A 24,361-nucleotide genomic window follows, 5' to 3' on the forward strand; every position below is an offset into this window, starting at 1 on the left:
ATCATTCGATCACGTCTTCGCGCGGCAGCATCCGCTGGTTGTAGGTGTTGGCCATCGAATAGCCGTAGGCGCCGGCATCGGCGATCAGCATCACGTCGTCCGGCGCGGTCGACACCGGCAGCTTGCGGCGCTTGCCGAACACGTCGCTGGACTCGCAGATCGGGCCGACCACATCGAATGCGGCCTCAGCGTAGCCACCCTGGCGGCTGAGGTTCTCGATGTCGTGCCAGGCGTCGTACAGGGCCGGGCGCATCAATGCATTCATGCCGGCATCCAGGCCGACGCGGCGCACGCCGTCCTTTTCCACCACCTGGGTGGCGTGGGTCAGCAGCACGCCGGATTCGGCTACCAGGTAGCGGCCCGGCTCGATCGCCAGGCGGAACGCCGGATGCAGCGCCTTGACCTCGGCCAGGCCCTCGGCCCAGGCATCCAGGTCGAACGGCTCGTCCTCGGCGGAATACGGAATCGGCAGGCCGCCGCCGATGTCGATGGTCTGCACGCTGCCGATGCGGCGGGCGAAACCGGCCAGCTCATCGCACATCAGGCGCCAGTGCTGCGCGGTCTCCACACCGCTGCCCAGGTGCGCGTGCAGACCGACCACGCGGCTGCCCAGATCAGTGGCCGCGCGCACGAACTCATCGACACGGGCGATCGGCAGGCCGAACTTGGACTCCTTGCCACCGGTACGGACCTTGGCGTGGTGGCCTTCGCCACGGCCCAGGTCGACGCGCAGCCACAGCTCGCGGTTGCGGAACAGGTCCGGCCAGCGCTGCAGTGCCTCGACGTTGTCGACCGTCACGGTCACGCCCAGCGCGAATGCGGCTTCGTACTCGCTGCGCGGGCAGAAGCTGGGAGTGAACAGCACGCGCTTGGGCGACAGTTCCGGCAGGTGCTGGAACACATGCTTCAGTTCGCCATGCGACACGCACTCCAGGCCGAAGCCTTCGGCTTCCAGCAGCTGCAGGATGGCGGGGTGGCTGTTGGCCTTGATCGCGTAGTAGCGCTGGTCGATCGGCTTGATCGCGGCCAGCGCGCGGGCGCGGGCGCGCACGGTCGGCAGGTGGTAGACGTAGCGCGGCGTACCGGCATCGGCCAGCTGCAGCAGGTGCGCACGCTGGCCCCGCCACCACGGCGTGCCACGCGGGCGCACGGTGCCGGCGATCTCGCGCCAGCGCGGGCCGAATACTTCGGTCTCTTCCACCGGCATCGCGCCGCTGTCGATCAGCTCGGCGTGCAGCACCGGCAGCAGGCCATCGGCATCGGCCTCGTCGATGACGAAGGTCAGGTTCAGGTCATTGGACGACTGCGAGATCATGTGCACGCGCTCGCGGCCGAAGGTGGCCCACACGTCCGACAGCTTGTGCAGCAGCGAACGCATGCCACGGCCCACCAGGGTGATCGCCGCACACGGCACGATCACCTTCACCTTGCAGATCTGCGACAGGTCGGCCGACAGCGCGGCCAGCACATCGGTATTGACCAGGTTCTCGGACGGATCCAGCGACACGGTGACGTTGGTTTCGGCCGAACCGATCAGGTCCACCGACAGGCCGTGCTTCTTGAACAGATTGAACACATCGGCCAGGAAGCCGACCTGCTGCCACATGCCGATGCCTTCCATCGACACCAGCACGATGCCGTTGCGGCGGCTGATCGCCTTCACCCCTGGTACCGGCGCGGCGCTGCCATCGATGCTGGTGCCCGGCAGTTCCGGGCGCTCGGTATCGAGGATGGCCATCGGTACGCCGGCATCGCGGCACGGCTTGATCGAGCGCGGGTGCAGCACCTTGGCGCCGGTGGTGGCGATTTCCTGCGCCTCGTAATAGTCCAGGCGGGTCAGCAGGCGCGCGTCCGGCACATCCTTCGGATTGGCGCTGAACATGCCCGGCACATCGGTCCAGATCTCCACCCGGCTGGCACCCAGCAACGCGCCGAAGTACGCCGCCGAGGTATCCGAGCCACCGCGGCCGAGGATGGCGGTACCGCCATCGGCGTGCCGCGAGATGAAGCCCTGGGTGATCAGCAGGCGGGTCGGCTGCGCACGGAAGCGCTGCATCCATTCCGCGTCGGCACGCCACTGGCAGTTCACCGACAGGCGCTGCGACCAGTCGCTCTGGTTCGGCTGCGGCGGCATCGCGTCCAGCCACTGGCGGGCATCCATCCAGCCCATGTCCAGGCCCGACGCGCGCAGGTAGGCCGCACCCAGGGTGGAGGACAGCAGCTCGCCCTGGCCCAGCACTTCGGCCTGCCAGTCGAGCGGACGGGTGGCTGCACGCGCGTCGTCGAGCAGGCCCTGCAGCGCGGCGAGGCGATCGGCCAGCACCTCGCGCCCCAGGCCCAGCTCGGCCAGGAAGCCTTCATGGCGTTCGACCAGCGCCGCCACGCGGTCCCGGCTGTCGGGCGCGCCATCGGCGATCGCGGTCAGTTCGTTGGTGACCCCGGACAGCGCCGACACCACCACCAGCACGCGCGAGCCGGTCTCTTCCGCGCGTTTTTTCGCCAGCTTCCCGATCGTGTCCCAGCGGTGACGACGCGACACCGAGGTGCCGCCGAACTTCAGTACGATCCAACGATCGACAAGGGGGGAAGCTGACATGGATTGGCTATGTAGAATGTGGGGAAGCCGCCCTCGGGGGCGGAACCTTTGATTCTAAGCGCAATATCCCCGTAGATGGCCGTCTTCCGTTACCTGCAGCTCGATGTCTTCGCCCCCCGCCCCGGCACCGGCAACCCGCTGGGCGTCATCCTGGACGCCGACGGGCTCTCCAGCAGCCAGATGCAGGCCCTGGCCGCCTGGCTGAACCTGTCCGAGACGGTGTTCTTCCTGCGCCCCAGCACGCCGGGCGCCGACTACCACATCCGCATCTTCACCCCGACCCGCGAGCTGGCCTTCGCCGGCCACCCCAGCGTCGGCGCCGCCTGGGCGGCGGTGACCTGCGGCCTAGCGCAACCGCACGACGGTTCCCTGCTGCAGCAATGCGCGGCGGGGTTGCTGCCGGTACGGGTGAGCGGCCCGGCCGAGGCACTGCAGATCCAGCTGGCCAGCCCACCGGCGCGGCAACTGGACACAGCGGCCGACGGGGCGCCCGAAGCGCTGCTGCCGCTGGCCGACAGCGGGCACGCGCCCGAACTGTGGGACAACGGCGCACGCTGGTGGCTGTTGCCGCTGCGCGACGCCGCCGCAGTACGCAACCTTGTGCCGGACATGGCCACGCTGGCCGACTGGAGCCTCGCCAGCGACGCGACCGGTGTGGCCGTGTTCGCCGACGAGGCCGGCGACGACCACACCCGAGTGGTGCGCGCCTTCTGCCCGGCTGATGCAGCCGCCGTGCCCGAGGATCCAGTGACCGGCAGCGCCAATGCGCTGATCGGTGCCTGGCTGCGCCAGCGCGATGCCCTGCCCGGCCGCGAGGGCCGCTACGTGGCCAGCCAGGGCCGCGAAGTCGGCCGCGATGGTCGCGTACAGGTCGAGGTTGATGCGCAGGGCACGGTGTGGATCGGCGGCCAGGTGCAGTGCGTGATCGATGGCAGCATCCGCTGGTAGCCCACGGAAGAAAGGGGACGGAGGGAATTAAGTCGCTTATGGCACATGGGGCAAAAGCGACTTAATTCCCTCCGTCCCCTTTTTGGTGCCCCGCGCTACGCTATGCGGCCTGTTTACTGGAGTGCCGCCTGATGTCCACCCGCCGTTTCCTGCAGCTGGACGTGTTCTCCCCGCGCGCCGGCGCTGGCAATCCGCTGGCCGTGGTACTCGATGCCGAGGGCCTGGACGACGCCAGCATGCAGGCCATCGCGCGCTGGACGCGCCTGCCCGAAACCACCTTCGTGTTCCCGCCGCAGGTGCCGGGCGCCAGCTATCGATTGCGCATGTTCAGCCCGCAGAAGGAAGTACCGTTCGCCGGCCACCCCAGCGTCGGTACCGCGCACGCGGTGCTGCAGGCGGGCCTGGCCGCAGCGGTCGACGGCGTGCTGGTGCAGGACGGCATTGCCGGCGCGCTGCCGCTGCGCGTCAGCGGTGAGGGTACGCAGCAGCGCATCGCCATCCGCACCCCGCGCGCGCAGCTGGCCGAGACTGCCGAGGCGACCGATCCTCGCCTGCAGGCCGCGCTGAAGGACTGGCCGCTGGGCACACTGCCGCCGGCACGCATGCAGGGTGGCCGCAGCTGGTGGGTGGTGCAGGTGGCCGATGAGGCCGCATTGCGCGCGCTGCAGCCGGACTGGGATGCGGTGGCCGCACTGGCTGAATCCACCGACAGCATGGGCGTGTTCGCCTATGCCTTCAGCGATGGCAGCGAGGGTTTCGACCTGGCCGTACGTGCCTTCGTCGGCAATGGACGCCGCTTCGAGGACGCCGCCTCGGGTGCGGCCAATGCGGTGCTGGCCGCGTGGCTGGACCTGCGTGACGCGCTGCCGCGTGGACGGACGCCGTTTGAAGTCAGCCAGGGCCGCGAAGTCGGCCATGACGCGCGCCTGACCCTGCTGGTCGACCATGACGGCGAGGTGTGGTCGGGCGGCCAGGTGCAGACGGTGATCAGCGGCACCATTGATTGGTAAACACCATCGAGGTGGAGCCGAAGGCAGCGGCAGGAGCCGCTGCCAACGTCGGACGCGACGGCCCGGAGGGTGGCGGCCAGGAAGGCCGCCATAACGCTGGCCGGCTGTTACCTGGACCTCGACATCATGCGGTTGCCGGCCAGCGGCCGGCACTACCCTCAGCCCAGCTCGGCTTCCAGGCTGATCGGCACCGCGCTCAGCGCCTTGGACACCGGGCAGTTCTGCTTGGCGTCATCGGCAATCGCACGGAACTGCGTCGCGTCGATACCCGGCACCACTGCCTTCACCTTCAGCCGGATCTGCGACAGCTGCGGGCCGCCCTCCAATGACAGATCGACCTTGGCTTCGGTGTCCAGCGAGGTCGGGGTAAAGCCGGCTTCGCCGAGCTTGGCCGACAGCGCCATGGTGAAGCAACCGGCGTGCGCAGCAGCGATGAGCTCTTCCGGATTGGTGCCCTTTTCGTCGCCGAAACGGCTGTTGAAGCCGTAGCGTGTCTTGTCCAGCAGCCCGCTCTGCGGCGTGCTCAGCTGCCCCTTGCCCGACTTCAGATCGCCTTCCCAGTGCGCGGTGGCGTGTCGCGAGATTCCCATGTGCTGCTCCTGCGTGACGGTGATGAACGGTCACCCTCGCACGGGAGGCGTTAGCCCTGCGTCGCTCCGCCGCACGCCGCAGGTCGCCTTCCGAACCCGGCGCGTGGACACTTTCTCACCAGCCGGAAACGCATTTTTCTCTTGTTTTCAGTGGTTTCGCGCATTCCGCCGACGGGCGGGCGTGGGCCGTCGCGCGCGTTGCCACACCCCCGCCCCCCCCACGGCGCGCCATGTACTGAATCGGCCTGGATATGAAAAAACATGCACTTTCCGCGCTTCGGGCTATTGGCGGCGCCCAAGAGTTGCCCTACATTGCGCTTGCCGACGGGGTTCGGCGCCGACCAAACAACCAACCGTTCACGGAACAGGAAACCATGGCAAAGACCGCTAAGAAGGCTGCCCCGAAGAAGGCAGTGAAGAAAGTCGCGACGAAGGCAGCCGCCAAGCCGGCCGCTCCGAAGCCGATCAAGGAAGTGCTGACCAAGTCCGGCCTGGTTGCACACATCGCTGAAGCCTCCGGCGTCGTCGCCAAGGACGTCCGCGCTGTGCTGGCCTCGCTGGAAAGCGCCGTTGCCTCCTCGGTGCACAAGAAGGGCGCTGGCTCCTTCACCCTGCCGGGCCTGCTGAAGATCACCACCGTCAATGTGCCGGCCAAGCCGAAGCGCAAGGGCATCAACCCGTTCACCAAGGAAGAGCAGTGGTTCGCTGCCAAGCCGGCCACCACCAAGCTGAAGGTGCGTCCGCTGAAGAAGCTGAAGGACGCCGCGCTGTAAGCGCGCGCCCCAACGCGGATTCCGACGGGACGGCTCTGGCCGTCCCGTTTTCTTTTGCACGTTCCCGGCAGTAGGTCCACGCCACGCGTGAATGCGCTGCCCCGGGGCATCCGCAACACAGCGTTGCCGCATACTGGAAAATCCCCGTTCAAGCCCGTCGCCATTAGCCAGGCGCGGCCTGGGCAGGCCCTGGAACGTACCGGGTGGAACACTGCGTGCAGCCCCGGCCATCGCCGCCGGGCACGGCCTTGCCTAAGGTGGGCACATCCTCCACAGCTACGGCGAGCATCCCCTCATGGCCAGCCCCTCCACCCGCTACCGGATCTCGGTGACCCCCATCGAAAAAGACGGGTTGCAGTGCACCGGGCGCTGCACCATCGAACTGGAACATCGCGCAAGCCGCGACCTGATGCGCCTGCTGGAAGCGGCGCCCCGCACCGCTGGCATCAGCGGTGATGAACGCGCGACCCTGGTGATCGCCACCCAGCTGCTGCGCGACATCGTGCAGCGCCACGCAGAGACCGATGGACATGCGTTGGCCGCCATCGCCGGGCAGGTGCTGCCGGCACTGGATGCGCTGGAACAGTTGCCCTCCTCCCGCTGATTCCCGCGCAGCCGATACACTGTCTCCCCCACATCGCCTCGGGGAGGAGGCATGCGCAGGACGCTTTTCCTGATCGCGCCCCTGGCGCTGCTCGGCTGCTCCAGGCCTGCGGCAGCGCCTGATGTTGCGCCAGCGCCAGCTGTCGCCAGCGCCGGAACGCAGGGCATCGCCGGCACCGAAGCGGCGCCCCTGCAGACACCGGCGATCGATCCGCTGTTCGCTGCGGTCGCCGCCGACGCCCAACCACCATCGGTGATGCTCAACCGCTACGTGATCGCGCTGCTCAACCGCAACCGCAGCGCCAGCGACGCGGCATGGGCGATTCCACCGGCCGATCCTCACCGCGCAGATGACGCTGCCATACGCCAGCTGCAGGGCGTGCGTACGCTGCGGCTGGACAGCGAGCCCCCGGTGGCGCGCGACGGCCAGCATCCTCCCCAGCTGCTGGAGGTGCCGGTGCGGATCCGCGCGGTCACCACCCAAGGGACCTTCCGCTTCGGCGGCTGGTACCGCGTGCAGCCCAGTGCTGATGGCCGCGGCTGGCAGATCCAGTCGGCGCAACTGCGGCCAACGCTGGACTGAACTGTTGCAGGGGCATGCACGCGCGATTCAGCCGCCCCGGCTACTCTTTCCTCCATCCATTCCCTATCCAGCGGTCACCGCCATGCGCCTGCGTTCCCTGATGACCCGCCTCGCCGCCTCCACCGTGCTGATCGCCGCCGCGATCGGCGCGCAGGCCGCCCCTTCCATTTCCGGCCGCGAACTGTCGGTCGGCGCCAGCGATGTGCAGCAGTATCTCGATGGCAGCTTCCCGCGCACCCAGGACGCGTTGGGCGGACTGATCGCCCTCACCATGAGCCACCCCCAGCTGAGCCTCCCGGCCGGCGAGCGCTTGAACCTTGGCATGGACGTGGCACTGGCCACTGCCGGTGGCAATCCGGCCAAACTGGGTATGGTGAAGCTCAGCAGCGGCCTGCGCTACGACGCGCAGACCCAGGGGTTCCATTTGCAGCAGCCGAGCGTGGATGACTTCACCCCGGCCAACCAGGGCGGTCGTCTCGACTCCCGTACCCGTGGCCTGCTCAACGCCTGGCTGAGCGACTACGCCCAGCGGGAGCCGATCTACAAGCTGGACCCGGCCGTGGCCGGCGTGCTTGGCGCACTGCAGGTGCAGTCGGCACAGGTGAAGAACGGCAAGCTGGTGGTCACCTTCAACCAGAACCTGGGCAACCTGGTGCCGGCAGGCGTGCTGGGCAAGTAAGGTGGTGCCGGCCAGCGGCCGGCACTACCGGCAGCGCATCAGGCGGCAAGTGCCTTGACCACCGCCTCACTGAAGGCTGGGATGTCGTCCGGCTTGCGGCTGGTGATCACGTTGCCGTCGACCACGACCTCGGCATCGCGCCAGTTCGCCCCCGCATTGGTCAGATCCTGCTGCAGGGACGGCCAGGACGTCAGCTCGCGGCCATCGGCGAGGCCACTGTTGATCAGCAGCCACGGGCCATGGCAGATCGCCGCCACAGGCTTGCCGGCTTCGTCTACTGCGCGGACGAAGCCGAGTACAGCCTCGTCGGTACGCAGCGTGTCCGGATTGATGACCCCTCCCGGCAGCACCAGGGCATCGAAGCTGGCCGGATCGGCCTCATCCAGCGGAATATCCACTGCAACGGCGTCGCCCCAGTCCTTCTCTTTCCAGCCCTTGATCGTCGCCTCCTTTGCAGGCGACACGACGCTGACGCGCGCGCCTTCGGCTTCCAGCAGACGCTTGGGTTCGGTCAGTTCGGACTGTTCAAAGCCGTGGGTGGCAAGGATGGCAATCTGCTTGCCCTTCAATCGTTCTGCCATGGGTGCACTCCGGTTGGGGTGCCGACAGAATGGAAGAACGGCCCTTGCACGGCGGTGACCCTGCCGTGCACGGCAGGTGGAGAGCCTCCGGGTGGTGCCGGCCGCTGGCCGGCACCTGGATTGCGCCTTGCCGGCCAGCGGTCGGCACTACCCGGTACCAGTCAGCGCCTGGGCTGCAGCATGGTGCCGGTGCACTTGGGCGAGCCGCAGCGGCACTCCCAGATCTTCTTCAGCTTGGCGGTGTGACGCTCGGCCAGGGTGATGCCGTAGTTGTAGGTCAGCTCTTCGCCGGCCTTGATGTCACGCAGCGCCTCGATGAACACCTTGTCGCCACGGCTGTCACCGTCCTCGTCTTCCTCGATCACCGCCTCGCAGTTCGGATCGCAGCTGTGGTTGATCCAGCGCGCATCGTTGCCCTTGTAGTTGGCATCGATCACCCAGTCATCGTTGAGGGTGAACAGGAAGGTATGGCCGCTTTCGACGTCGCCGCTGTCATCGGCATCAACGTCGCCGTGGCTGCGCAGCAGGCCCTTGTACTGGATCACGCGCTCGCCCTGCTTGATCGGGGCCACGGCGAACACGCCGTTGCCATGGATGGCGGACTTGCGGGCTTGGATCTTCTTCGGCATCGGCACGGGCTGTTTGCAGCGGATGGAACCGGGATTCTCGCCCATTCCGGGTGATTGCGAAAATCACCCCGTTGGCGCAGCATGGCGCCCCGGCGGTGGCCCCGGTGCGTCGTCCCGGTCCCTCCCAGCGCCGGCTGAATGCCCGGGTTGGATGCCGGCGAATAAAAGCGTACAATTTCAGTCCGCTTTAAGAACCGCTCGCATTCCCATGTTGCGTGTCACCAAGCTCACCGATTACGCCACCGTGGTGCTGACCGTGCTTGCCGCCCGTCCGGGCGAGGTGCTCAGTGCCACTGAGCTGGCCGAATTCACCGGCCTGGAGCCGCCCACCGTCAGCAAGGTGCTCAAGCCGCTGGCGCAGGCCGGCCTGGTCGAAGGCCTGCGCGGTGTCCGTGGCGGCTACCGCCTGACCCGCCCGGCCATCGAGATCTCGCTGTTCGAAGTGGTCGAAGCGATGGAAGGGCCATTGGCCCTGACCGAATGCAGCCACGACCACCACCAGTGCGGCATGGCGCCCAAGTGCGGCGCGCGCAGCAGCTGGCGGCTGATCAACGACGTGGTCTCCGAGGCCCTGCGCGATGTCACCCTCGCCCAGATCCTGCCCCCTCTTCCCCTTGCCGATGACGAACAGCGCCGCACCATCGCTGTCGACGTCGTCTCCTGATCCACAGGCAGCCCCCCATGGCCACCGAAACCATCGAAAACGTCGCCCACGACGACACCCCCAACCGCGAGATCCACGAGCAGCTCGGCCGCAAGTATTCGGCCGGCTTCATCACCGAGATCGAATCGGACTCCCTGCCGCCGGGCCTGGACGAGGACACCATCCGTGCCCTGTCGGCCAAGAAGGACGAGCCGGAGTGGATGACGCAGTGGCGCCTGGACGCCTACCGCCACTTCCTGACCATGCCGATGCCGGACTGGGCCAAGCTGGAGATCGCGCCGATCGACCTGCAGGCGCTCAGCTACTACTCCGCGCCCAAGGGCCCGAAGTACGCCTCGCTGGATGACGTGCCAAAGGAACTGCTCGACACCTACGACAAGCTGGGCGTGCCGCTGCACGAGCGTGCCAAGCTGGCAGGCGTGGCGGTGGACGCGGTGTTCGACTCGGTGTCCGTCGGTACCACGTTCCGCAAGGAACTGGCCGAGAAGGGCATCATCTTCTGCTCGATGTCCGAGGCCATCAAGGAACATCCGGAACTGGTCCGCCAGTACCTGGGCACCGTGGTGCCGGTAGGCGACAACTACTTCGCCGCGCTCAATTCGGCGGTGTTCTCCGATGGCAGCTTCGTGTTCATTCCCAAGGGCGTGCGTTGCCCGATGGAACTGAGCACCTACTTCCGCATCAATGCCGGCCACACCGGCCAGTTCGAGCGCACCCTGATCGTGTGCGAGGACAAGGCCTACGTGTCCTACCTGGAAGGCTGCACCGCGCCGATGCGCGACGAGAACCAGCTGCACGCGGCGGTGGTCGAGCTGGTCGCGCTGGAAGACGCGGAGATCAAGTACTCCACCGTGCAGAACTGGTACCCGGGCGACGAGAACGGCGTCGGCGGCATCTACAACTTCGTCACCAAGCGTGCCGAATGCCGTGGCGCGCGCAGCAAGGTCACCTGGACCCAGGTCGAAACCGGTTCGGCGATCACCTGGAAGTACCCGTCCTGCGTGCTGCTCGGCGACGACTCGGTCGGTGAGTTCCACTCCGTGGCGCTGACCCATCACCGCCAGCAGGCGGACACCGGCACCAAGATGATCCACGTCGGCAAGCGCACCAAGAGCAAGATCGTCAGCAAGGGCATCAGTGCCGGCCGTGGCCAGAACACTTACCGCGGCCTGGTGCGGGTGGACCGCAACGCCGATGGCGCGCGCAACTACACCCAGTGCGATTCGCTGCTGATCGGCAAGCAGTGCGGCGCGCACACCTTCCCCTACATCGAGGTGAAGAACCCGGGCGCCACCGTCGAACACGAGGCGACCACCTCGAAGATTTCCGACGACCAGCTGTTCTACTGCCGCGCCCGTGGCATCAGCCAGGAAGACGCGGTGTCGATGATCGTCGACGGCTTCTGCAAGCAGGTGTTCCGCGAACTGCCGATGGAGTTCGCGGTGGAGGCCAAGAAGCTGCTGGAAGTCTCGCTGGAAGGAAGCGTCGGATGATGCGTACGTCTTTGCCCGCACTGTTGCTGCTGGGCCTTTCGCCCTGGGCCCTGGCCAACGCGTCCTGCCCCCCCGAAGAACTGGTGGGTGCCACCCCGGTCAAATTGCCCGCCAGCACGGTCATCTCCGCGCCGAAAGAATTCTCGATACTGCTGACAACGCGGCAGGACGGCAGCTTCGGCGCGATCCGGGCTCGCCTGAGCTCGGGCAACCGTGAGCTGGATCGCGCCGCTGCCGAATCCATCCGACAGGCCTCCCTCGCAGTCTCCTGCCTGCAAGAACCCGGTGAAGAGATCATCGTGGTTTTCTCCGCCCTCCCCGCTCAACCTGGGCAGCCCGGCAACGGCACGGTGCAGATCGTCCGCATCGACCCCGCAGCCCCGAAACCTACCAAGCCATGACCATGCTGAAGATCGAAAACCTCCACGCCCGCATCGGCGACAAGGAAATCCTCAAGGGCCTGTCGCTGGATGTTAAGCCCGGCCAGGTGCACGCCATCATGGGCCCGAACGGCGCCGGCAAGTCCACCCTGGGCAATGTCCTGGCAGGCCGCGACGGCTATGAAGTGACCGAAGGCAGCGTGCAGTTCGAAGGCAGCGACCTGCTCGACCAGGACCCGGAAGCGCGCGCCGCCGCCGGCCTGTTCCTGGCGTTCCAGTACCCGGTGGAAATCCCGGGTGTGAACAACACCTACTTCCTGCGCGCCGCGCTGAACGCGCAGCGCAAGGCGCGTGGCGAGGACGAACTGGACTCCATGCAGTTCCTCAAGCTGGTGCGCCAGAAGCTGGCCGTGCTGCACCTGAAGGACGAGCTGCTGCACCGTGGCGTCAACGAAGGCTTCTCCGGTGGCGAAAAGAAGCGCAACGAGATCTTCCAGCTGGCCGTGCTCGAGCCGAAGCTGGCGATCCTGGACGAAACCGATTCGGGCCTGGACATCGACGCGCTGAAGAGCGTCGCCGACGGAGTCAACGCGCTGCGCGGCGCCGACCGCTCGTTCCTGGTCATCACCCACTACCAGCGACTGCTCGACTACATCAAGCCGGACTTGGTGCACGTGCTGGCCGATGGCCGCATCGTCAAGAGTGGCGGCCCGGAACTGGCGCTGGAACTGGAAGCGCACGGCTACGATTTCCTCAAGGATCGCGTGGTGCGCGAGGCGGCGGTCTGATGAGCGCCCTGCTCGACTCCATGGCCCAGGCCTTCTGCGGCAGCGACGCGCGCCGCGAAGTGCTGGACGCGGCCCTGCGTGACGGCCTGCCAGCCGCGCGCAAGGAAGCCTGGAAGTACACCTCGCTGCGCCAGCTGGAACGCCGTGCGTTCGCGGCTGCACCACTGCAGGGCCCGGCGCTGGACGCCGCGCTGCTGGACGACATCCCGGCACCGCGCCTGGTGTTCGTCAACGGCCGCCTGGATGCCGCGCTGAGCGACGTGCAGAGCCTGCCGGCCGGCGTGCAGCTGCAGCCGCTGTCGGCCGCACTGGCCTCCGGCGAAGACGCCGTGCGTTTCCTTGGCCGCCGCTACGAGCGCAGCGAAGAGATCTTCGCCCGCCTGAATGCCGCGCTGGCCGATGAAGGCGTGGTGCTGCGCGTGGACGAAGGCGTGCAGGTCGAAGCGCCGCTGCAGCTGGTGTTCGCCAGCGTCGCCGGCGATACCGACCTGGCCTGGCACCACCGCCACCTGATCGAACTGCGTGCCGGCGCCAGCCTGGGCGTGGTCGAGCACCGCCTCAGCGTCGGCGATTCGGCCCACCTGGACAACACCGTGCTGCACGCCCATGTCGCCCGCGATGGCGTGCTCAAGCACGCCCGCGTGCAGGCCGGCAGCGCGCGCCAGACCAGCTTCCTGCGCACCGACGCCGTGCTGGCCCGCGACGCGCAGTACCACCGCGTCGATCTGGAACTGGGCGCCGCGCTCAGCCGCCATGAACTGAACGTGCGCCTGGAAGGCGACAATGCCCAGCTGACCGCCAACGGCGTGCTGCTCGGCAATGGCCGCCGCCACGTCGAAACCCGCCTGGGCATCGACCACATCGCACGCGATACGAGTTGCGAGCTGCTGTGGCGTGGCGTTGCCGCCAACCGCAGCCGCGTGGTGTTCCATGGTGGCATCCAGATCCGCGAAGGCGCCGACGGCACCGATGCGAACCTGTCCAACAAGAACCTGCTGCTGTCGGCCGACGCCGAGATCGATACCCAGCCGACGCTGGTCATCGACGCCGATGAAGTGAAGGCCGCGCATGGTGCCACTGTCGGCCAGCTCGATGCCAACGCGCTGTTCTACCTGCGCTCGCGCGGCCTGCCGCAGGCACAGGCGCAGGCACTGCTGAGCGCCGCGTTCTGCCACGAGCCGCTGAAGATCCTGCCGGAAGCCCTGCGCGAGCAGCTGGCACGCCGTTTGGACAAGGCCCTGGCCGAGGCGGGTGTGGCATGAACCTGTCCACCCCGCGCCCGATCGAAGAACGCACCGGCGCGCTCGATTGGGATCGCGTCCGCCTCGACTTCCCGCTGCTGATGCGTGAAGTGCACGGCAAGCCGCTGGTCTATTTCGACAATGCCAACACCGGCCAGAAGCCGGTGCAGGTGATCGGCGCGGTGGACGAGTTCTACCGGCGTTACAACGCCAACGTCAGCCGCGCGGTGCATGCACTGGGCAGCGAAGCCACCGACGCCTACGAAGGCGCGCGCAACACGCTGGCACGCTTCCTCAACGTGCGCCCCAGCGACCTGGTGCTGTGCAGCGGCACTACCTTCGCCATCAACCTGGTGGCGTATTCGTGGGCCCTGCCGCGATTGAAGGCCGGCGACGTGATCCTGATCACGCGCATGGAACACCACGCCAACATCGTGCCGTGGCAGCTGGTCGCACAGCGTACCGGCGCCACCATCCGCGTGGCCGAGATCACTCCTGACGGCGCACTCGATCTGGATGCGCTGCGCGCGGCAATGACCCCGGAGGTCAAGCTGCTGGCGGTCACCCACGTGTCCAACGTGCTGGGCACGGTCAACCCGGTGCGCGAGATCTGCCGTGAAGCGCGCAAGCGCGGCATCATCACCGTGGTTGATGGCTCGCAGGCCGTGCCGCACCGCAAGGTCGACGTGGCCGCGATCGGCTGTGACTTCTATGCCATCACCGGCCACAAAATGTGTGGTCCGACCGGCACCGGTGCGCTGTGGGCCCGCCGCGAGCACCTGGATGCGATGCCGCCGTTCCTTGGCGGCGGCGAGATGATCAAGGAAGTCAGCTTCGACGGCACCGTGTTCAACGATGCCCCGCACAAGTTCGAAGCTGGCACCCCGAACATCGCCGGCTTCATCGGCCTGGGCGTGGCCGCCGACTACCTGCAGCAGCTTGGCCAGGAGAACGTGGAAGCACGCGAGGCTGAACTGCTGGCGCATTTCACCGAAGAGCTGCGCCGCGTCGATGGCCTGCGCATCATCGGCGAAGCACCGGAGAAGGCCGCCGTGGTCTCGTTCCTGATCGACGGCGCACATGCCCACGACCTGGCAACCCTGCTCGACCTGGAAGGCGTGGCCGTGCGGTCAGGCCAGCACTGCGCGCACCCGCTGCTGCAGTACTTCGGCGTCGCGGCAACCTGCCGTGCCTCGCTGGCGTTCTACAACACCCACGCCGAGATCGAGCGCTTCATGACCGCGCTGACCAAGGTGCGCAAGCTGCTGGGCTGAGCCGGCACACCGGGGTCAGGTCCCTTTCGCGACGCGAAAGGGATCTGACCCCACCAGCATTCCCGACAGCCGCCGTTGCGACTGCAATGCCCGCCGGATCGCCAGCAGATCCCCCGCCGGAATGCCCGCCTCGATGAACTCCACATAGCGCCTGCGCCGTTCATCCGCATCAGAACCCATCAGCTCGAATGCCGAATGCGGCTCGAGCAGCGCATTGGGCCTGCCACGCGCATTGGCGCGATAGCTGGACCAACGATAGTCGCCGGGATGCGCCACCTTCCCCGCCCGAACCGGGTTGAGCTCTATGTAGCGCTGGCAGGCCAGCAGATAGCGATCCGAATCCACCACCGTGGAGTGGAAGCGCCCCTCCCATAACGTGCCGGTGCGGCCCTGCCGATCATTCACCCGACGTACGTAGGCCCGGCTCACGGCCTGCATCATCGTTGACAGCCCGCCGCAGACATCAGGCGTTGCCAGAAGATGGACGTGGTTGCCCATCAACACATAGGCGTGAACCCGGCAATGCTGCTGGTGCGCGTGATGACACAGCAGGCGAAGGCAGGCGGCGCGGTCGCCATCGGTGAAGAACACGGGCTGGCGATTGTTGCCGCGCTGGACGACATGTTTGCGGGTATCCGGGTGCATCGACCCGTCGTGGCCTCGGCATGGCCTGCTCCTGGTAACAGGGGGTCAGAGCCCTTCGCTGCGCAAAGGGATCCGACCCCGAGCATCCGCCGATTCCGCGCCCGTGCCAGTCGGTCCATGGCCTGCCGTTGGGTCAGTAGACGCCGGGGGCAGAGCTCCTCCGCGTTGCGAAAGGGATCTGCCCCCTCCCCCCATTTGCGCCCGCCCACGCCCCACCTAGAATGGGGCCATGAGCACCCTGACCTTCCGCGCCGCCACGCCGGCCGACATCCCCGCCCTGATCGCCCTCGTCACCTCGGCCTACCGTGGCGACGCCAGCCGCGTTGGCTGGACCACCGAAGCCGACCTGCTGGATGGCGCCCGCATCGACGCCGAAGGCATCCAGGCCGACCTCGACCGCCCGCGCTCCACCATGCTGCTGGCCGAGCGCGGGGACCAGCTGGTGGCCTGCGCCCACGTCGCCGATGTCGACGGCAAGGGCTACTTCGGCATGTTCTCGGTCGATCCGGCCCAGCAGGGCGGCGGCGTCGGCAAGCAGCTGATGGATGCCGCCGAAGCACACGCCGCGCGCGAATGGAACGTACCGGTGATGCAGATGACCGTCATCGACGTGCGCGACGAGCTGATCGCCTTCTACGAGCGCCGCGGCTACAGCCGTACCGGCATCAAGAAGCCGTTCCCGTATGGCGACGAACGCTTCGGCATCCCGAAGCGCGACGACCTGCGCTTCGAGATCCTGGAAAAGCCGCTGAACGGAGCCACCGCGTGAGCGAGGCCTGGACCTTTGTCTGTGCCGGCAACGAGCTGCTGCCGGGTGAAATGAAGAGCGTGTTCGACGAAGTGACCGGCACGCCGATCGTGGTGTTCAACCTGGACGGTGAGCTGTACGCCCTGGAAGACCAGTGCACTCATGAAGAGTTCGAACTGTCCTCGGGCGAGTTCAACACGACGGAAGGCAGCGTGGAGTGCGTGCTGCACGGCGCGCGCTTCGACGTGCGCGATGGCCGCGCCCTGTGCGCCCCGGCCTACAGCCCTGTGCCCAAGTTCCCGGTGAAGCGCGAGCACGACGCGGTCTGGACCCGCGACGACCGGGATTGAGGCGGCGCCCGGCCCGGAGAGCCCCCAGAGGGCGCCTCGCGGGAGAGCATGCACCCATGGGGCGGATCCACTGAAGTGCACTGGGGGGCCCTCCAAGGCCCTTCCAGGCCATCCAGATCGGCAACCCGATTGCGCATATGCGAATCATTATCGTTGATGTTATTCTACGTAACATCTTCGTAACGACATCGCCCCTGCGCCATGGCTTCGCCCGCGCCCACCGCCACGCTGTGCCAGCTCGCCCGCCAAGGGTGGCCACTGCTCGTGGCCGTGCTGCTGACGTTGCTGCTGGGCTGGTCGGCCTTGCACGAAGGGCGTGGCGGCGATCCGGCCGCGCACGGCTGGCAGGCACACGCTGAAGATCTTCTGCAGGCGATGCCGCTGCCGCAACCGCCAGCCGACGAATGCCCGCAGCACGCCGCACCAGCACCGGAGCCTCCGTTCGATGGCGAGGGCACCTCGCCCTGCACCGGTCTGGTCCCTGCACGCGCCGCTCTGGTCGCGCGTATCCCGCTATGGCGCTCCGATGCCCTGCGCTGGCAGTTGCATGATCCCGCGCTGCGGTTGAACCCCGGCCACGCACCGCCCGCACCGCACGCCAGCTGAGGCGCCCTGCGGCCGTTGCCGTGCGCCTGATTGCGTTTCCCGCCAGCCGAGCCTGGCTCGGCTCTACAGCACCCACTTCCCGCCTGTCGCCGCATGCCCATCTGCGCCGGCTCGCGCTCGCCCTTTCCCGATCCAAGCCACTACCCACAGTCATGACCCACATCACGTCCCGCAAGCACGCCCCGCGCGTTTCCCTGCTCGCCACCGCCACCCTGGCCGCGGGCTTTGCTCCGCTGGCTGCGCAGGCTGCCGACGGCGCCGACGCCGGTTCCCGCAACGCCACCGAGCTGGACAAGGTGCAGGTGCGCGGCAGCTGGTTCAACCCGTCCTCGCCGAAGTTCACCGCCGAGCTGCTGGACACCCCGAAGTCGGTGTCGATCGTGTCGGAGAAGCTGATCGCCGAAACCGGTGCGACCAACCTGCAGGATGCGCTGCGCATGGTGCCGGGCATCACCTTCGGTGCCGGCGAAGGCGGCAACCCGACCGGTGACCGCCCCTTCATCCGTGGCTTCGATTCGCAGAGCAACGTGTTCGTCGACGGACTGCGCGACGTCGGCTCGCAGACCCGCGAGATCTTCGACCTGGAGCAGGTGGAAGTGGTCAAGGGCCCGAGCTCGGCCTACGGCGGCCGTGACTCCGGTGGTGGCAGCCTGAATCTGGTGAGCAAGACGCCGAAGCTGAAGAACGAGACCAGCGCCAGCATGGGCATCGGCACCGACAGCTACGCGCGCGGCACCGTGGACGCCAACTACGTGCTGGGCGACGGCATCGCCGCCCGCCTGAACCTGATGAAGCACGAGTCGGACATCGCCGGCCGCGACGCCGCCAACGTCAGCCGCTGGGGCATCGCGCCGTCGATCGCGTTCGGCCTGAACGGCCCGGCGCAGCTGATCGCCAGCCACTACCACATGCAGAGCGATGACCTGCCCGATGCGGGTGGCTTCCCCTACAGCAATCCGTTCTCCAGCGGCCCGAACGTGGCCAAGAATGGTGATGGCCGCCCGATGGTGCCGGACCGCAACAACTACTACGGTCTGGTCGACCGTGACTTCCAGCGCACCCGCGCCGACATCAGCACCCTGGATGCCAGCTACGACTTCGGTGGCCACAAGCTGCGCAACATCGCGCGCCTGGGCAACACCAGCAACGACTACCTGTGGACCCAGCCGGACGACAGCAAGGGCAACCCCAACCTGTACGGCACCTTGTGGCGTCGCACCAACACCCGTGCGGTCGACGTCAAGAGCTTCGCCGACCAGCTGGGCCTGACCGGTGCGTTCCAGACCGGCGCGCTCAAGCACAGCTACAGCGCGGGCGTGGAGTACAGCGACGAGAAGATGACCCGTGGCAGCTACCTGATGTCGCCGGGCACCGCCAATCCCCTTGAAAACAGCGCCAACAGCACTCGCTGCCAGGTGTCCGGCGCGGCCACCGGCTACAACTGCACCGACTTCAACAATCCGAACCCGAACGATCCATGGGCGGCCGGTCAGATCGTCTATCGCAGCGACAAGGCACTGGACGTCGAGCAGCGCACCAAGACCACCTCGGCCTACGTGTTCGACACCATCGAGCTCAATGAGCAGTGGATGATCAACCTCGGCCTTCGCTACGACGACTTCCGTACCACCCTGACCACTCCGGTGGCCGGCAAGGCACCGACCCGCGTGCGCAACAGCAACGACTTCCTGAACTACCAGGCCGGCGTGGTGTTCAAGCCGGCCGCCAACGGCAGCATCTACCTGTCCTGGGGCACCTCCTCGACCCCGCCGGGCATGGACGGTGGCGACGGTTCGGACGGCCTGAGCGCCGCCGTGGCCGACCTCAAGCCGCAGGACACCAGGAACCTCGAACTGGGCACCAAGTGGGACCTGTTCGACAAGCGCCTGAACCTGACCGCAGCGATCTTCCACACCGTGATGAACAACGCACGCGTGACCATCGACAACGGCACCAGCCAGAACGCCGGCAAGAAGGAAATCAACGGCTTTGAGCTGGGCTTCACCGGCCAGCTGACCGATGCCTGGAGCCTGTACGGCGGCTACACCTACCTGGACTCGGAACTGAAGGACAACGGTTTCGTCTGTGGCGCACCGGTGGGCCGCACCTGCCCGTCCAACGTCTACGTGCCGTCGCCGAACAACGGCAACGTGTTCCCGAACACCGCCAAGCACAGCGCCAACCTGTGGACCACCTACCGCTTCCCGATCGGCCTGACCATCGGCGCCGGTGCGTTCTACTCGGACAAGCAGTACGGTGACGTCGCCAACACCAAGTGGATTGCCAGCTACACCCGCTTCGACGCGATGGCCAGCTACGCGATCCAGGACAACATCAGCCTGCAGCTCAACGTGCAGAACCTGACCGACAAGACCTACTTCACCAAGGCCTATGCCTCGCACTACGCGAGCATCGCCCCGGGTCGCTCGGCCACCCTGGCACTGAACGTGAAGTTCTGATGTAACTGCGCTCCACCACGGCGGCAGGCTCTCCTGCCGCCGTTTTTGTTTCCGGCGATACTCACCCCATGGCAACCCGTACCCCCATCGACAGCGATGCTCTGGCCGCGCTGCTGCAGCACGATCCGCAGGCTGCCTTCGCACGCGTGCGCGACGCCGCGCAGGCCGGACAGGTCGAGGCACAACTGCTGCTCGCGCAGATGCACATGGAAGGCAAAGGCACCGCACAGGACGCCTCGGCGGCACGGCTCTGGTACGAAACCGCCGCCAACAACGGCGCGCCGATGGCGATGAACATGCTGGGCCGCTGCCACGAACTGGGCCAGGGCACCGCACCCGACCCGGTGCTGGCCGCGGTGTGGTACCGGCGCGCGGCCGACACCGGCCTGGACTGGGGCCTGTACAACCTGGCCAACCTGCTGGCCACCGGCCGCGGCGTGACCCAGGACCGCGCACAGGCACTGGCCCTGTACACCCGTGCCGCACACCTGGGCCATGCCAAATCGATGAACCTGCTGGCCCGCCACCTCGAAGACGGGCTGGATACCGCACCCGATCCGCAGGCAGCCCTGGGCTGGTACCAGCGCGCGGCCGAAGCCGGTGATTTCCGCGGCCAGGCCAACTACGCCTCGATCCTGCTGCAGGCCGGCCAGGTCGAGCAGGCCGTGCACTGGCTGCGGCGCGCACTGGCCCACGGCAGCCCGGCGTTCATGGCGCACATCGTGCCGGAACTGGCCGCGTCGCCGCATCCACAGGTGCGCGCCCTGGTCGCGCCGCCGTCCCTCTGAGGAGTCCCGCATGCTGCTGCACATCCCCGACATTCTCAGCGCCGACCAGGTGGCCGACTTTCGCCGCCGACTGGATGCCGCCGACTGGACCGATGGCCGCGAAACCGTCGGCCATCTGGGCGCGCAGGCCAAGCACAACCAGCAGCTGCCCGAGGCCTCACCGCTGCGCCGCGAACTGGGCGAGATCATCCTCGTCGCGCTGGCCCGGCACCCGCTGTTCTTCAGCGCCGCGCTGCCGCTGAAATACCTGCCGCCGCGCTTCAACCGCTACAGCGGTGGCGGCACCTATGGCTTCCATGTTGATGGCGCGGTGATGAACCTGGCCAACGGCGAACAGCTGCGTTCGGACATTTCCTGCACCCTGTTCCTGTCGGCGCCGGACGAGTACGAGGGCGGCGAACTGATCATCAGCGACACCTACGGCGAGCACGAAGTGAAGCTGCCGGCCGGCGACCTGATCGTGTACCCGTCCAGCAGCCTGCACCAGGTGCGCCCCGTCACCGCCGGAGCGCGCGTGGCCTCGTTCTTCTGGGTGCAGAGCATGGTCCGCGACGATGTGCAGCGCCGCCTGCTATGGGAAATGGACGGCTCGATCGAGCGCCTGCGGCAGACTGGCGGCGACGCCGGGGCGGTGCTGCAGCTGACCGGCGTGTACCACAACCTGCTGCGGCGCTGGAGCGAGGTCTGAGCCCGGTCGGGCTGGCCTGCGAAATTTTGGCAATCATTCTCATTTGCAACAGCTAACAGCTCTCATTACAATCACGCCCCGTTGATGCCGGCCGCTGCCGGCAGACCCCTGGGACCCCTGCTTGCTGCGCCCGCTTCGCCCTCGTCCACTCATCCATCGCAAAATGGGCACCGCCATGCGCGGCCAGCGTCCTGCGCTGGCCAGCCTGCTGGCGTGGGTGGCGATGCTGGCCTTGCTGCTGGGCACCCTGCCGCTGCTGCCACACGGCCAGGCCGGAATGGCCGTGCAGATGCCGCTGGAAGAGCGCGGTGGCGAAGGCACCTTGCAGGAAGAGGCACCGGCCAAGCTGCGCCGCTGTGCTGCCGCTCCGGTGAAATCAGCCGAGAAGGCACGCCCGCCGTTGCTGCTGGCCAGCCAATGGCTGCGCACCGAGCTTGAACTCGTACCCGCCACGCCGGCCATGCCCGGCGTGCGCCCGGACTGGCCGCTGGCCGCTCCGGACACGCCCTGGGCCGATGCGCCCGGGCGCCGCCAGCAACGCGGCCAGGCGCCGCCGCTCGCCTGATTCACGGCCCCGCGTGACCGCCTGCGCGGTCGCGCCCGCGCGTTGCTGCCTGCTTCATCCCTGCCGCCCCTGACCGGGCCTCCCCGTGCATGCCGCGACGTTCGCGCCTGGCATCGCACCACCCTGCATCCTTCGAGGTTACTGCCATGGCCCAGCGCCATCGTGTCCGTTCGTCCCTGTCCCGTACCCTGCTGACCAGCGCCGTGCTGGCGGCCATGACCGCCCCTGCCTTCGCCCACGGTGACGCTTCCGGCGCGCCACAGACGCTGGACAAGGTGGTGGTCACCGCCTCCGGCTTCGAGCAGAAGGTGGTCGATGCACCGGCCAGCATCAGCGTGGTCAGCCGCGAAGAACTCAGCAAGCGCCCCTACACCAACCTGGTCGATGCGCTGCGCGACGTCGAAGGCATCGACGTCGGCCTGGAGGCCACCGACAAGAACGGCCGCGCCACCATCTCCATGCGCGGCCTGCCGTCCGAATACACCCTGGTGCTGATCGACGGCCGCCGCCAGAGCAATGTCGGCCAGCTGTACCCGAACAACTTCGGTGGCGGCCAGTTCGCCTACCTGCCGCCGCTGGACGCGATCGAGCGCATCGAAGTCGTGCGCGGCCCGATGTCCACGCTGTACGGCTCGGACGCGATGGGCGGCGTGATCAACATCATCACCCGTCGCAACCAGGACCGCTGGCATGGCGCCGTAACCCAGGGCTTCACCGTGCAGCAGGACGACCAGTTCGGTGATGCGCGCACCACCGACCTGTACCTCAGCGGCCCGCTGCTGAAGGACCGCCTCAGCCTGGCGCTGCGCGGCAGCTACTACGATGCCAAGGCATCGAACCCGGAGTGGGATGCACTGACCCTGCCCGACGGCAGTCTGTGGGAGCGCAGCATCGGCTTCGGCGGCGGTGGCAAGTCGGTGGCCAACACCAACTGGAATACCGGCGTGCGCCTGGACTTCCGGGTCAACGATGACCACGAACTGTGGCTGGACTACGACGTGTCGCGGCAGAAGTACGACAACAGCGAAGGCCAGACCGGCACGCTGGACAGCCTGGCCAGCCTGTGGCGTGTCGGCAATGCGGTCATCCCCAACCCGAACGGCAGCGGCACCGTCACCCGCCGCGTGGTGCAGCCGCGCGTCGGCTACACCGCCTACCAGCGCTATGAGCGCGATCAGCTGTCGCTGACCCACCAGGGCCGCTACAGCTTCGGCACCTGGCAGACCTCACTGACCCACAGCAAGAGCAGCAACCTCGGTCGTTCGCTGCCACTGACCCTGGACGAGCGCGCCAACCTGCAGACGCTGTGGAATGACGTCTGCCGCCGCACCGGTGCCGCCAACAACTGTGCGGCCGGCCGTGGCAATGCCCTGGCCGCGCTCAACCCGAGCGAGATGGCGCGCCTGCAGGCGTTCCTGCCGCGTCCGCTGCGCACCATGGAACTGGAGGGCTACGTGCTCGACACGATGCTCGACCTCGACTTCGGCGCGCACAAGCTGACCGTCGGCGGCCAGTACAACGACACCGACATGATCGACGGCGTGTTCGGCATGGATGGCGCCGGTTATCGGAGCAACACCAGGCAGAAGCACCGCATGTGGGCGCTGTTCGCCGAGGACAACTGGGCGCTGACCGATACCCTCACCGCTACCTTCGGCCTGCGCTACGACGACCACAACGTGTTCGGCAGCCACGTCAGTCCGCGTGGCTAACTGGTGTGGAACGCCAGCGATGCGTGGACCTTCAAGGGTGGCGTCAGCACCGGCTACAAGACCCCGCGACCGGACCAGTTGTTCCCGGGCATCACCGGCTTTGGTGGCCAGGGCGTGCTGCCGCTGGTCGGTTCCCCGAACCTCAAGCCTGAAACCAGCACCAACTACGAGCTGGCCGCCTATTACGAAGGCCAGCGCTGGGGCTTCAACGTCACCGGCTTCTTCAACACGTTCGAAGACAAGATCGCCAGCGGCGGAACGTTCCCGAACTGCGAAGTGGCGCGCGCCGGCAGCGGCTACTGCGTGGACATCGGCCCAGGCTGGGCAGCACTGGGCTACAGCACCTTCACCCAGAGCGTGAACATCGACAAGGCCGAGACCCGCGGCGCGGAACTGGCCGGTCATGTCGACCTGCTCGACACCCTGCAGCTGCGCGGCAACTACACCTGGACCAGGAGCGAGCAGACCAGCGGCCCCGACAAGGGACGCCCGATCTCAGGCACCACGCCGGCAAAGCACATGGCCAACGCCAGCCTCAACTGGCAGATCAACGAAGCGATCAGCCTGTCGCTGATCGGCGAAGGCCGCTACGACCGCTATCGCGACACCCTCATCGACAGTGCCGGCACCCGCCACGTGCGCTATTACGAGGACTACACGATCTTCCACCTGGGGGGCAGCTGGAAGGCTACGCCGTGGCTGACGGTCAATGCACGGGTCAACAACCTGTTCGACAAGGACTTCGTTTCGCAGTCGTGCCTGCTGCTCAATCCCAGCGAGTTCAGTTGCGTGGATGACTACGCGACCAAGGACCAGCGCCGCAGCTACTGGATTTCGTTGAACGCGAAGTTCTGATCGCCGCGCACCGGCAGTGCCGGCCACTGGCCGGCATTGCCCTGCCCTGGTGGGTGCCGACCTTGGTCGGCACCGCTTCATCCACGCATGGCCTGGATCTACCGATCGGTAGT

The 24,361-nt window shown here is 67.3% G+C and carries 24 protein-coding genes and 1 pseudogene; 20 read left to right on the forward strand and 5 right to left on the reverse strand.

Annotation, left to right across the window (positions count from 1 at the left end; translation table 11 throughout):
- Position 1: 1 nt before the first annotated feature.
- Complete coding sequence (locus tag H4O10_RS13060) at positions 2-2,596, reverse strand: bifunctional aspartate kinase/diaminopimelate decarboxylase (protein ID WP_033835574.1); 2,595 nt, start codon at positions 2,594-2,596, stop codon at positions 2-4.
- Positions 2,597-2,671: 75 nt separating this feature from the next.
- On the opposite strand from H4O10_RS13060, the gene H4O10_RS13065 reads away from it, so the two are divergent.
- Positions 2,672-3,544, forward strand: a complete 873-nt coding sequence (locus tag H4O10_RS13065) for a PhzF family phenazine biosynthesis protein (protein WP_033835573.1) — start codon at positions 2,672-2,674, stop codon at positions 3,542-3,544.
- Positions 3,545-3,675: 131 nt separating this feature from the next.
- On the forward strand, positions 3,676-4,554 hold the full coding sequence (locus H4O10_RS13070) for a PhzF family phenazine biosynthesis protein (protein WP_033835572.1): 879 nt from the start codon (positions 3,676-3,678) through the stop codon (positions 4,552-4,554).
- A 158-nt stretch (positions 4,555-4,712) separates the two neighbouring features.
- On the opposite strand, the gene H4O10_RS13075 is transcribed toward H4O10_RS13070, so the two are convergent.
- Positions 4,713-5,144, reverse strand: coding sequence for an OsmC family protein (locus tag H4O10_RS13075; protein ID WP_005408443.1), 432 nt, complete (start codon positions 5,142-5,144; stop codon positions 4,713-4,715).
- A gap of 374 nt (positions 5,145-5,518) precedes the next feature.
- Between H4O10_RS13075 and H4O10_RS13080 the strand changes: the two genes are divergently transcribed.
- From H4O10_RS13080 to H4O10_RS13095, 4 genes are all read left to right on the forward strand, one after another.
- The gene (locus tag H4O10_RS13080; RefSeq protein ID WP_005408442.1) at positions 5,519-5,917 is read left to right on the forward strand and encodes an HU family DNA-binding protein; all 399 of its coding nucleotides are present in this window, start codon (positions 5,519-5,521) and stop codon (positions 5,915-5,917) included.
- Positions 5,918-6,212: 295 nt separating this feature from the next.
- A complete protein-coding gene (locus tag H4O10_RS13085) occupies positions 6,213-6,521 on the forward strand; it encodes a DUF3861 family protein (protein ID WP_005408441.1) in 309 nt (102 codons plus the stop codon).
- Between the two features lie 51 nt (positions 6,522-6,572).
- Positions 6,573-7,103, forward strand: coding sequence for a hypothetical protein (locus tag H4O10_RS13090; protein WP_033835571.1), 531 nt, complete (start codon positions 6,573-6,575; stop codon positions 7,101-7,103).
- Between the two features lie 82 nt (positions 7,104-7,185).
- Positions 7,186-7,782: a DUF1439 domain-containing protein gene (locus H4O10_RS13095; RefSeq protein ID WP_033835570.1), complete on the forward strand. Its 597-nt coding sequence runs from the start codon at positions 7,186-7,188 to the stop codon at positions 7,780-7,782.
- 38 nt (positions 7,783-7,820) lie between these two features.
- Here H4O10_RS13095 and H4O10_RS13100 read toward each other — a convergent pair whose 3' ends face one another.
- Both H4O10_RS13100 and H4O10_RS13105 read right to left on the reverse strand, forming a co-directional pair.
- The gene (locus H4O10_RS13100) at positions 7,821-8,363 is read right to left on the reverse strand and encodes a type 1 glutamine amidotransferase domain-containing protein (RefSeq protein WP_033835569.1); all 543 of its coding nucleotides are present in this window, start codon (positions 8,361-8,363) and stop codon (positions 7,821-7,823) included.
- 161 nt (positions 8,364-8,524) lie between these two features.
- A complete protein-coding gene (locus H4O10_RS13105) occupies positions 8,525-8,992 on the reverse strand; it encodes an SET domain-containing protein-lysine N-methyltransferase (protein WP_182681057.1) in 468 nt (155 codons plus the stop codon).
- Between the two features lie 208 nt (positions 8,993-9,200).
- Here H4O10_RS13105 and H4O10_RS13110 point away from each other — a divergent pair, with 208 nt between their 5' ends.
- Genes H4O10_RS13110 through H4O10_RS13135 form a run of 6 tightly spaced genes read left to right on the forward strand, consistent with a single transcriptional unit; the run spans position 9,201 to position 14,832 of the window.
- Positions 9,201-9,656 carry an SUF system Fe-S cluster assembly regulator gene (locus H4O10_RS13110; protein WP_005408436.1) on the forward strand — a complete coding sequence of 152 codons (456 nt, stop codon included), beginning with the start codon at positions 9,201-9,203 and terminating at the stop codon, positions 9,654-9,656.
- 17 nt (positions 9,657-9,673) lie between these two features.
- Positions 9,674-11,149 carry a Fe-S cluster assembly protein SufB gene (gene sufB, locus H4O10_RS13115; RefSeq protein ID WP_005408435.1) on the forward strand — a complete coding sequence of 492 codons (1,476 nt, stop codon included), beginning with the start codon at positions 9,674-9,676 and terminating at the stop codon, positions 11,147-11,149.
- Positions 11,146-11,550, forward strand: coding sequence for a hypothetical protein (locus H4O10_RS13120; protein WP_033835568.1), 405 nt, complete (start codon positions 11,146-11,148; stop codon positions 11,548-11,550). The genes sufB and H4O10_RS13120 overlap by 4 nt, the downstream gene beginning before the upstream one ends.
- 2 nt (positions 11,551-11,552) lie before the next feature.
- The gene (sufC, locus tag H4O10_RS13125; RefSeq protein WP_049452241.1) at positions 11,553-12,317 is read left to right on the forward strand and encodes a Fe-S cluster assembly ATPase SufC; all 765 of its coding nucleotides are present in this window, start codon (positions 11,553-11,555) and stop codon (positions 12,315-12,317) included.
- Positions 12,317-13,579 (forward strand): Fe-S cluster assembly protein SufD, encoded by a 1,263-nt coding sequence (sufD, locus tag H4O10_RS13130; RefSeq protein WP_049452240.1) that lies wholly within the window; start codon positions 12,317-12,319, stop codon positions 13,577-13,579. Before sufC ends, sufD begins: the two co-directional genes overlap by 1 nt.
- Positions 13,576-14,832 (forward strand): cysteine desulfurase, encoded by a 1,257-nt coding sequence (locus H4O10_RS13135; RefSeq protein ID WP_033835565.1) that lies wholly within the window; start codon positions 13,576-13,578, stop codon positions 14,830-14,832. The genes sufD and H4O10_RS13135 overlap by 4 nt, the downstream gene beginning before the upstream one ends.
- Positions 14,833-14,847: 15 nt before the next feature.
- Here the strand turns inward: H4O10_RS13135 and H4O10_RS13140 are convergent, their stop codons facing one another.
- Positions 14,848-15,477, reverse strand: coding sequence for a transposase (locus H4O10_RS13140; protein ID WP_111118894.1), 630 nt, complete (start codon positions 15,475-15,477; stop codon positions 14,848-14,850).
- 229 nt (positions 15,478-15,706) lie between these two features.
- Between H4O10_RS13140 and H4O10_RS13145 the strand changes: the two genes are divergently transcribed.
- The 8 genes and pseudogenes from H4O10_RS13145 (at position 15,707) to H4O10_RS13180 (ending at position 24,248) form a co-directional block, all read left to right on the forward strand.
- Positions 15,707-16,246, forward strand: a complete 540-nt coding sequence (locus H4O10_RS13145; RefSeq protein ID WP_180845653.1) for a GNAT family N-acetyltransferase — start codon at positions 15,707-15,709, stop codon at positions 16,244-16,246.
- Complete coding sequence (locus H4O10_RS13150; RefSeq protein ID WP_005412525.1) at positions 16,243-16,575, forward strand: non-heme iron oxygenase ferredoxin subunit; 333 nt, start codon at positions 16,243-16,245, stop codon at positions 16,573-16,575. Before H4O10_RS13145 ends, H4O10_RS13150 begins: the two co-directional genes overlap by 4 nt.
- A 201-nt stretch (positions 16,576-16,776) precedes the next feature.
- The gene (locus H4O10_RS13155) at positions 16,777-17,181 is read left to right on the forward strand and encodes a hypothetical protein (protein ID WP_005408427.1); all 405 of its coding nucleotides are present in this window, start codon (positions 16,777-16,779) and stop codon (positions 17,179-17,181) included.
- A gap of 152 nt (positions 17,182-17,333) precedes the next feature.
- Positions 17,334-19,640 (forward strand): TonB-dependent receptor, encoded by a 2,307-nt coding sequence (locus tag H4O10_RS13160; protein WP_033835561.1) that lies wholly within the window; start codon positions 17,334-17,336, stop codon positions 19,638-19,640.
- A gap of 68 nt (positions 19,641-19,708) precedes the next feature.
- Entirely contained in the window at positions 19,709-20,428 is a 720-nt protein-coding gene (locus H4O10_RS13165) for a tetratricopeptide repeat protein (RefSeq protein WP_033835560.1), read from the forward strand.
- Between the two features lie 10 nt (positions 20,429-20,438).
- A complete protein-coding gene (locus tag H4O10_RS13170; protein WP_049430447.1) occupies positions 20,439-21,116 on the forward strand; it encodes a Fe2+-dependent dioxygenase in 678 nt (225 codons plus the stop codon).
- 163 nt (positions 21,117-21,279) lie between these two features.
- On the forward strand, positions 21,280-21,681 hold the full coding sequence (locus H4O10_RS13175; RefSeq protein ID WP_049430448.1) for a hypothetical protein: 402 nt from the start codon (positions 21,280-21,282) through the stop codon (positions 21,679-21,681).
- Between the two features lie 146 nt (positions 21,682-21,827).
- Positions 21,828-24,248, forward strand: a pseudogene (locus H4O10_RS13180) (TonB-dependent receptor).
- Positions 24,249-24,361 lie beyond the last annotated feature (113 nt).

This window comes from Stenotrophomonas sp. I18B00994 (assembly GCF_014145825.1).
Classification (GTDB): Bacteria; Pseudomonadota; Gammaproteobacteria; order Xanthomonadales; family Xanthomonadaceae; genus Stenotrophomonas; species Stenotrophomonas maltophilia.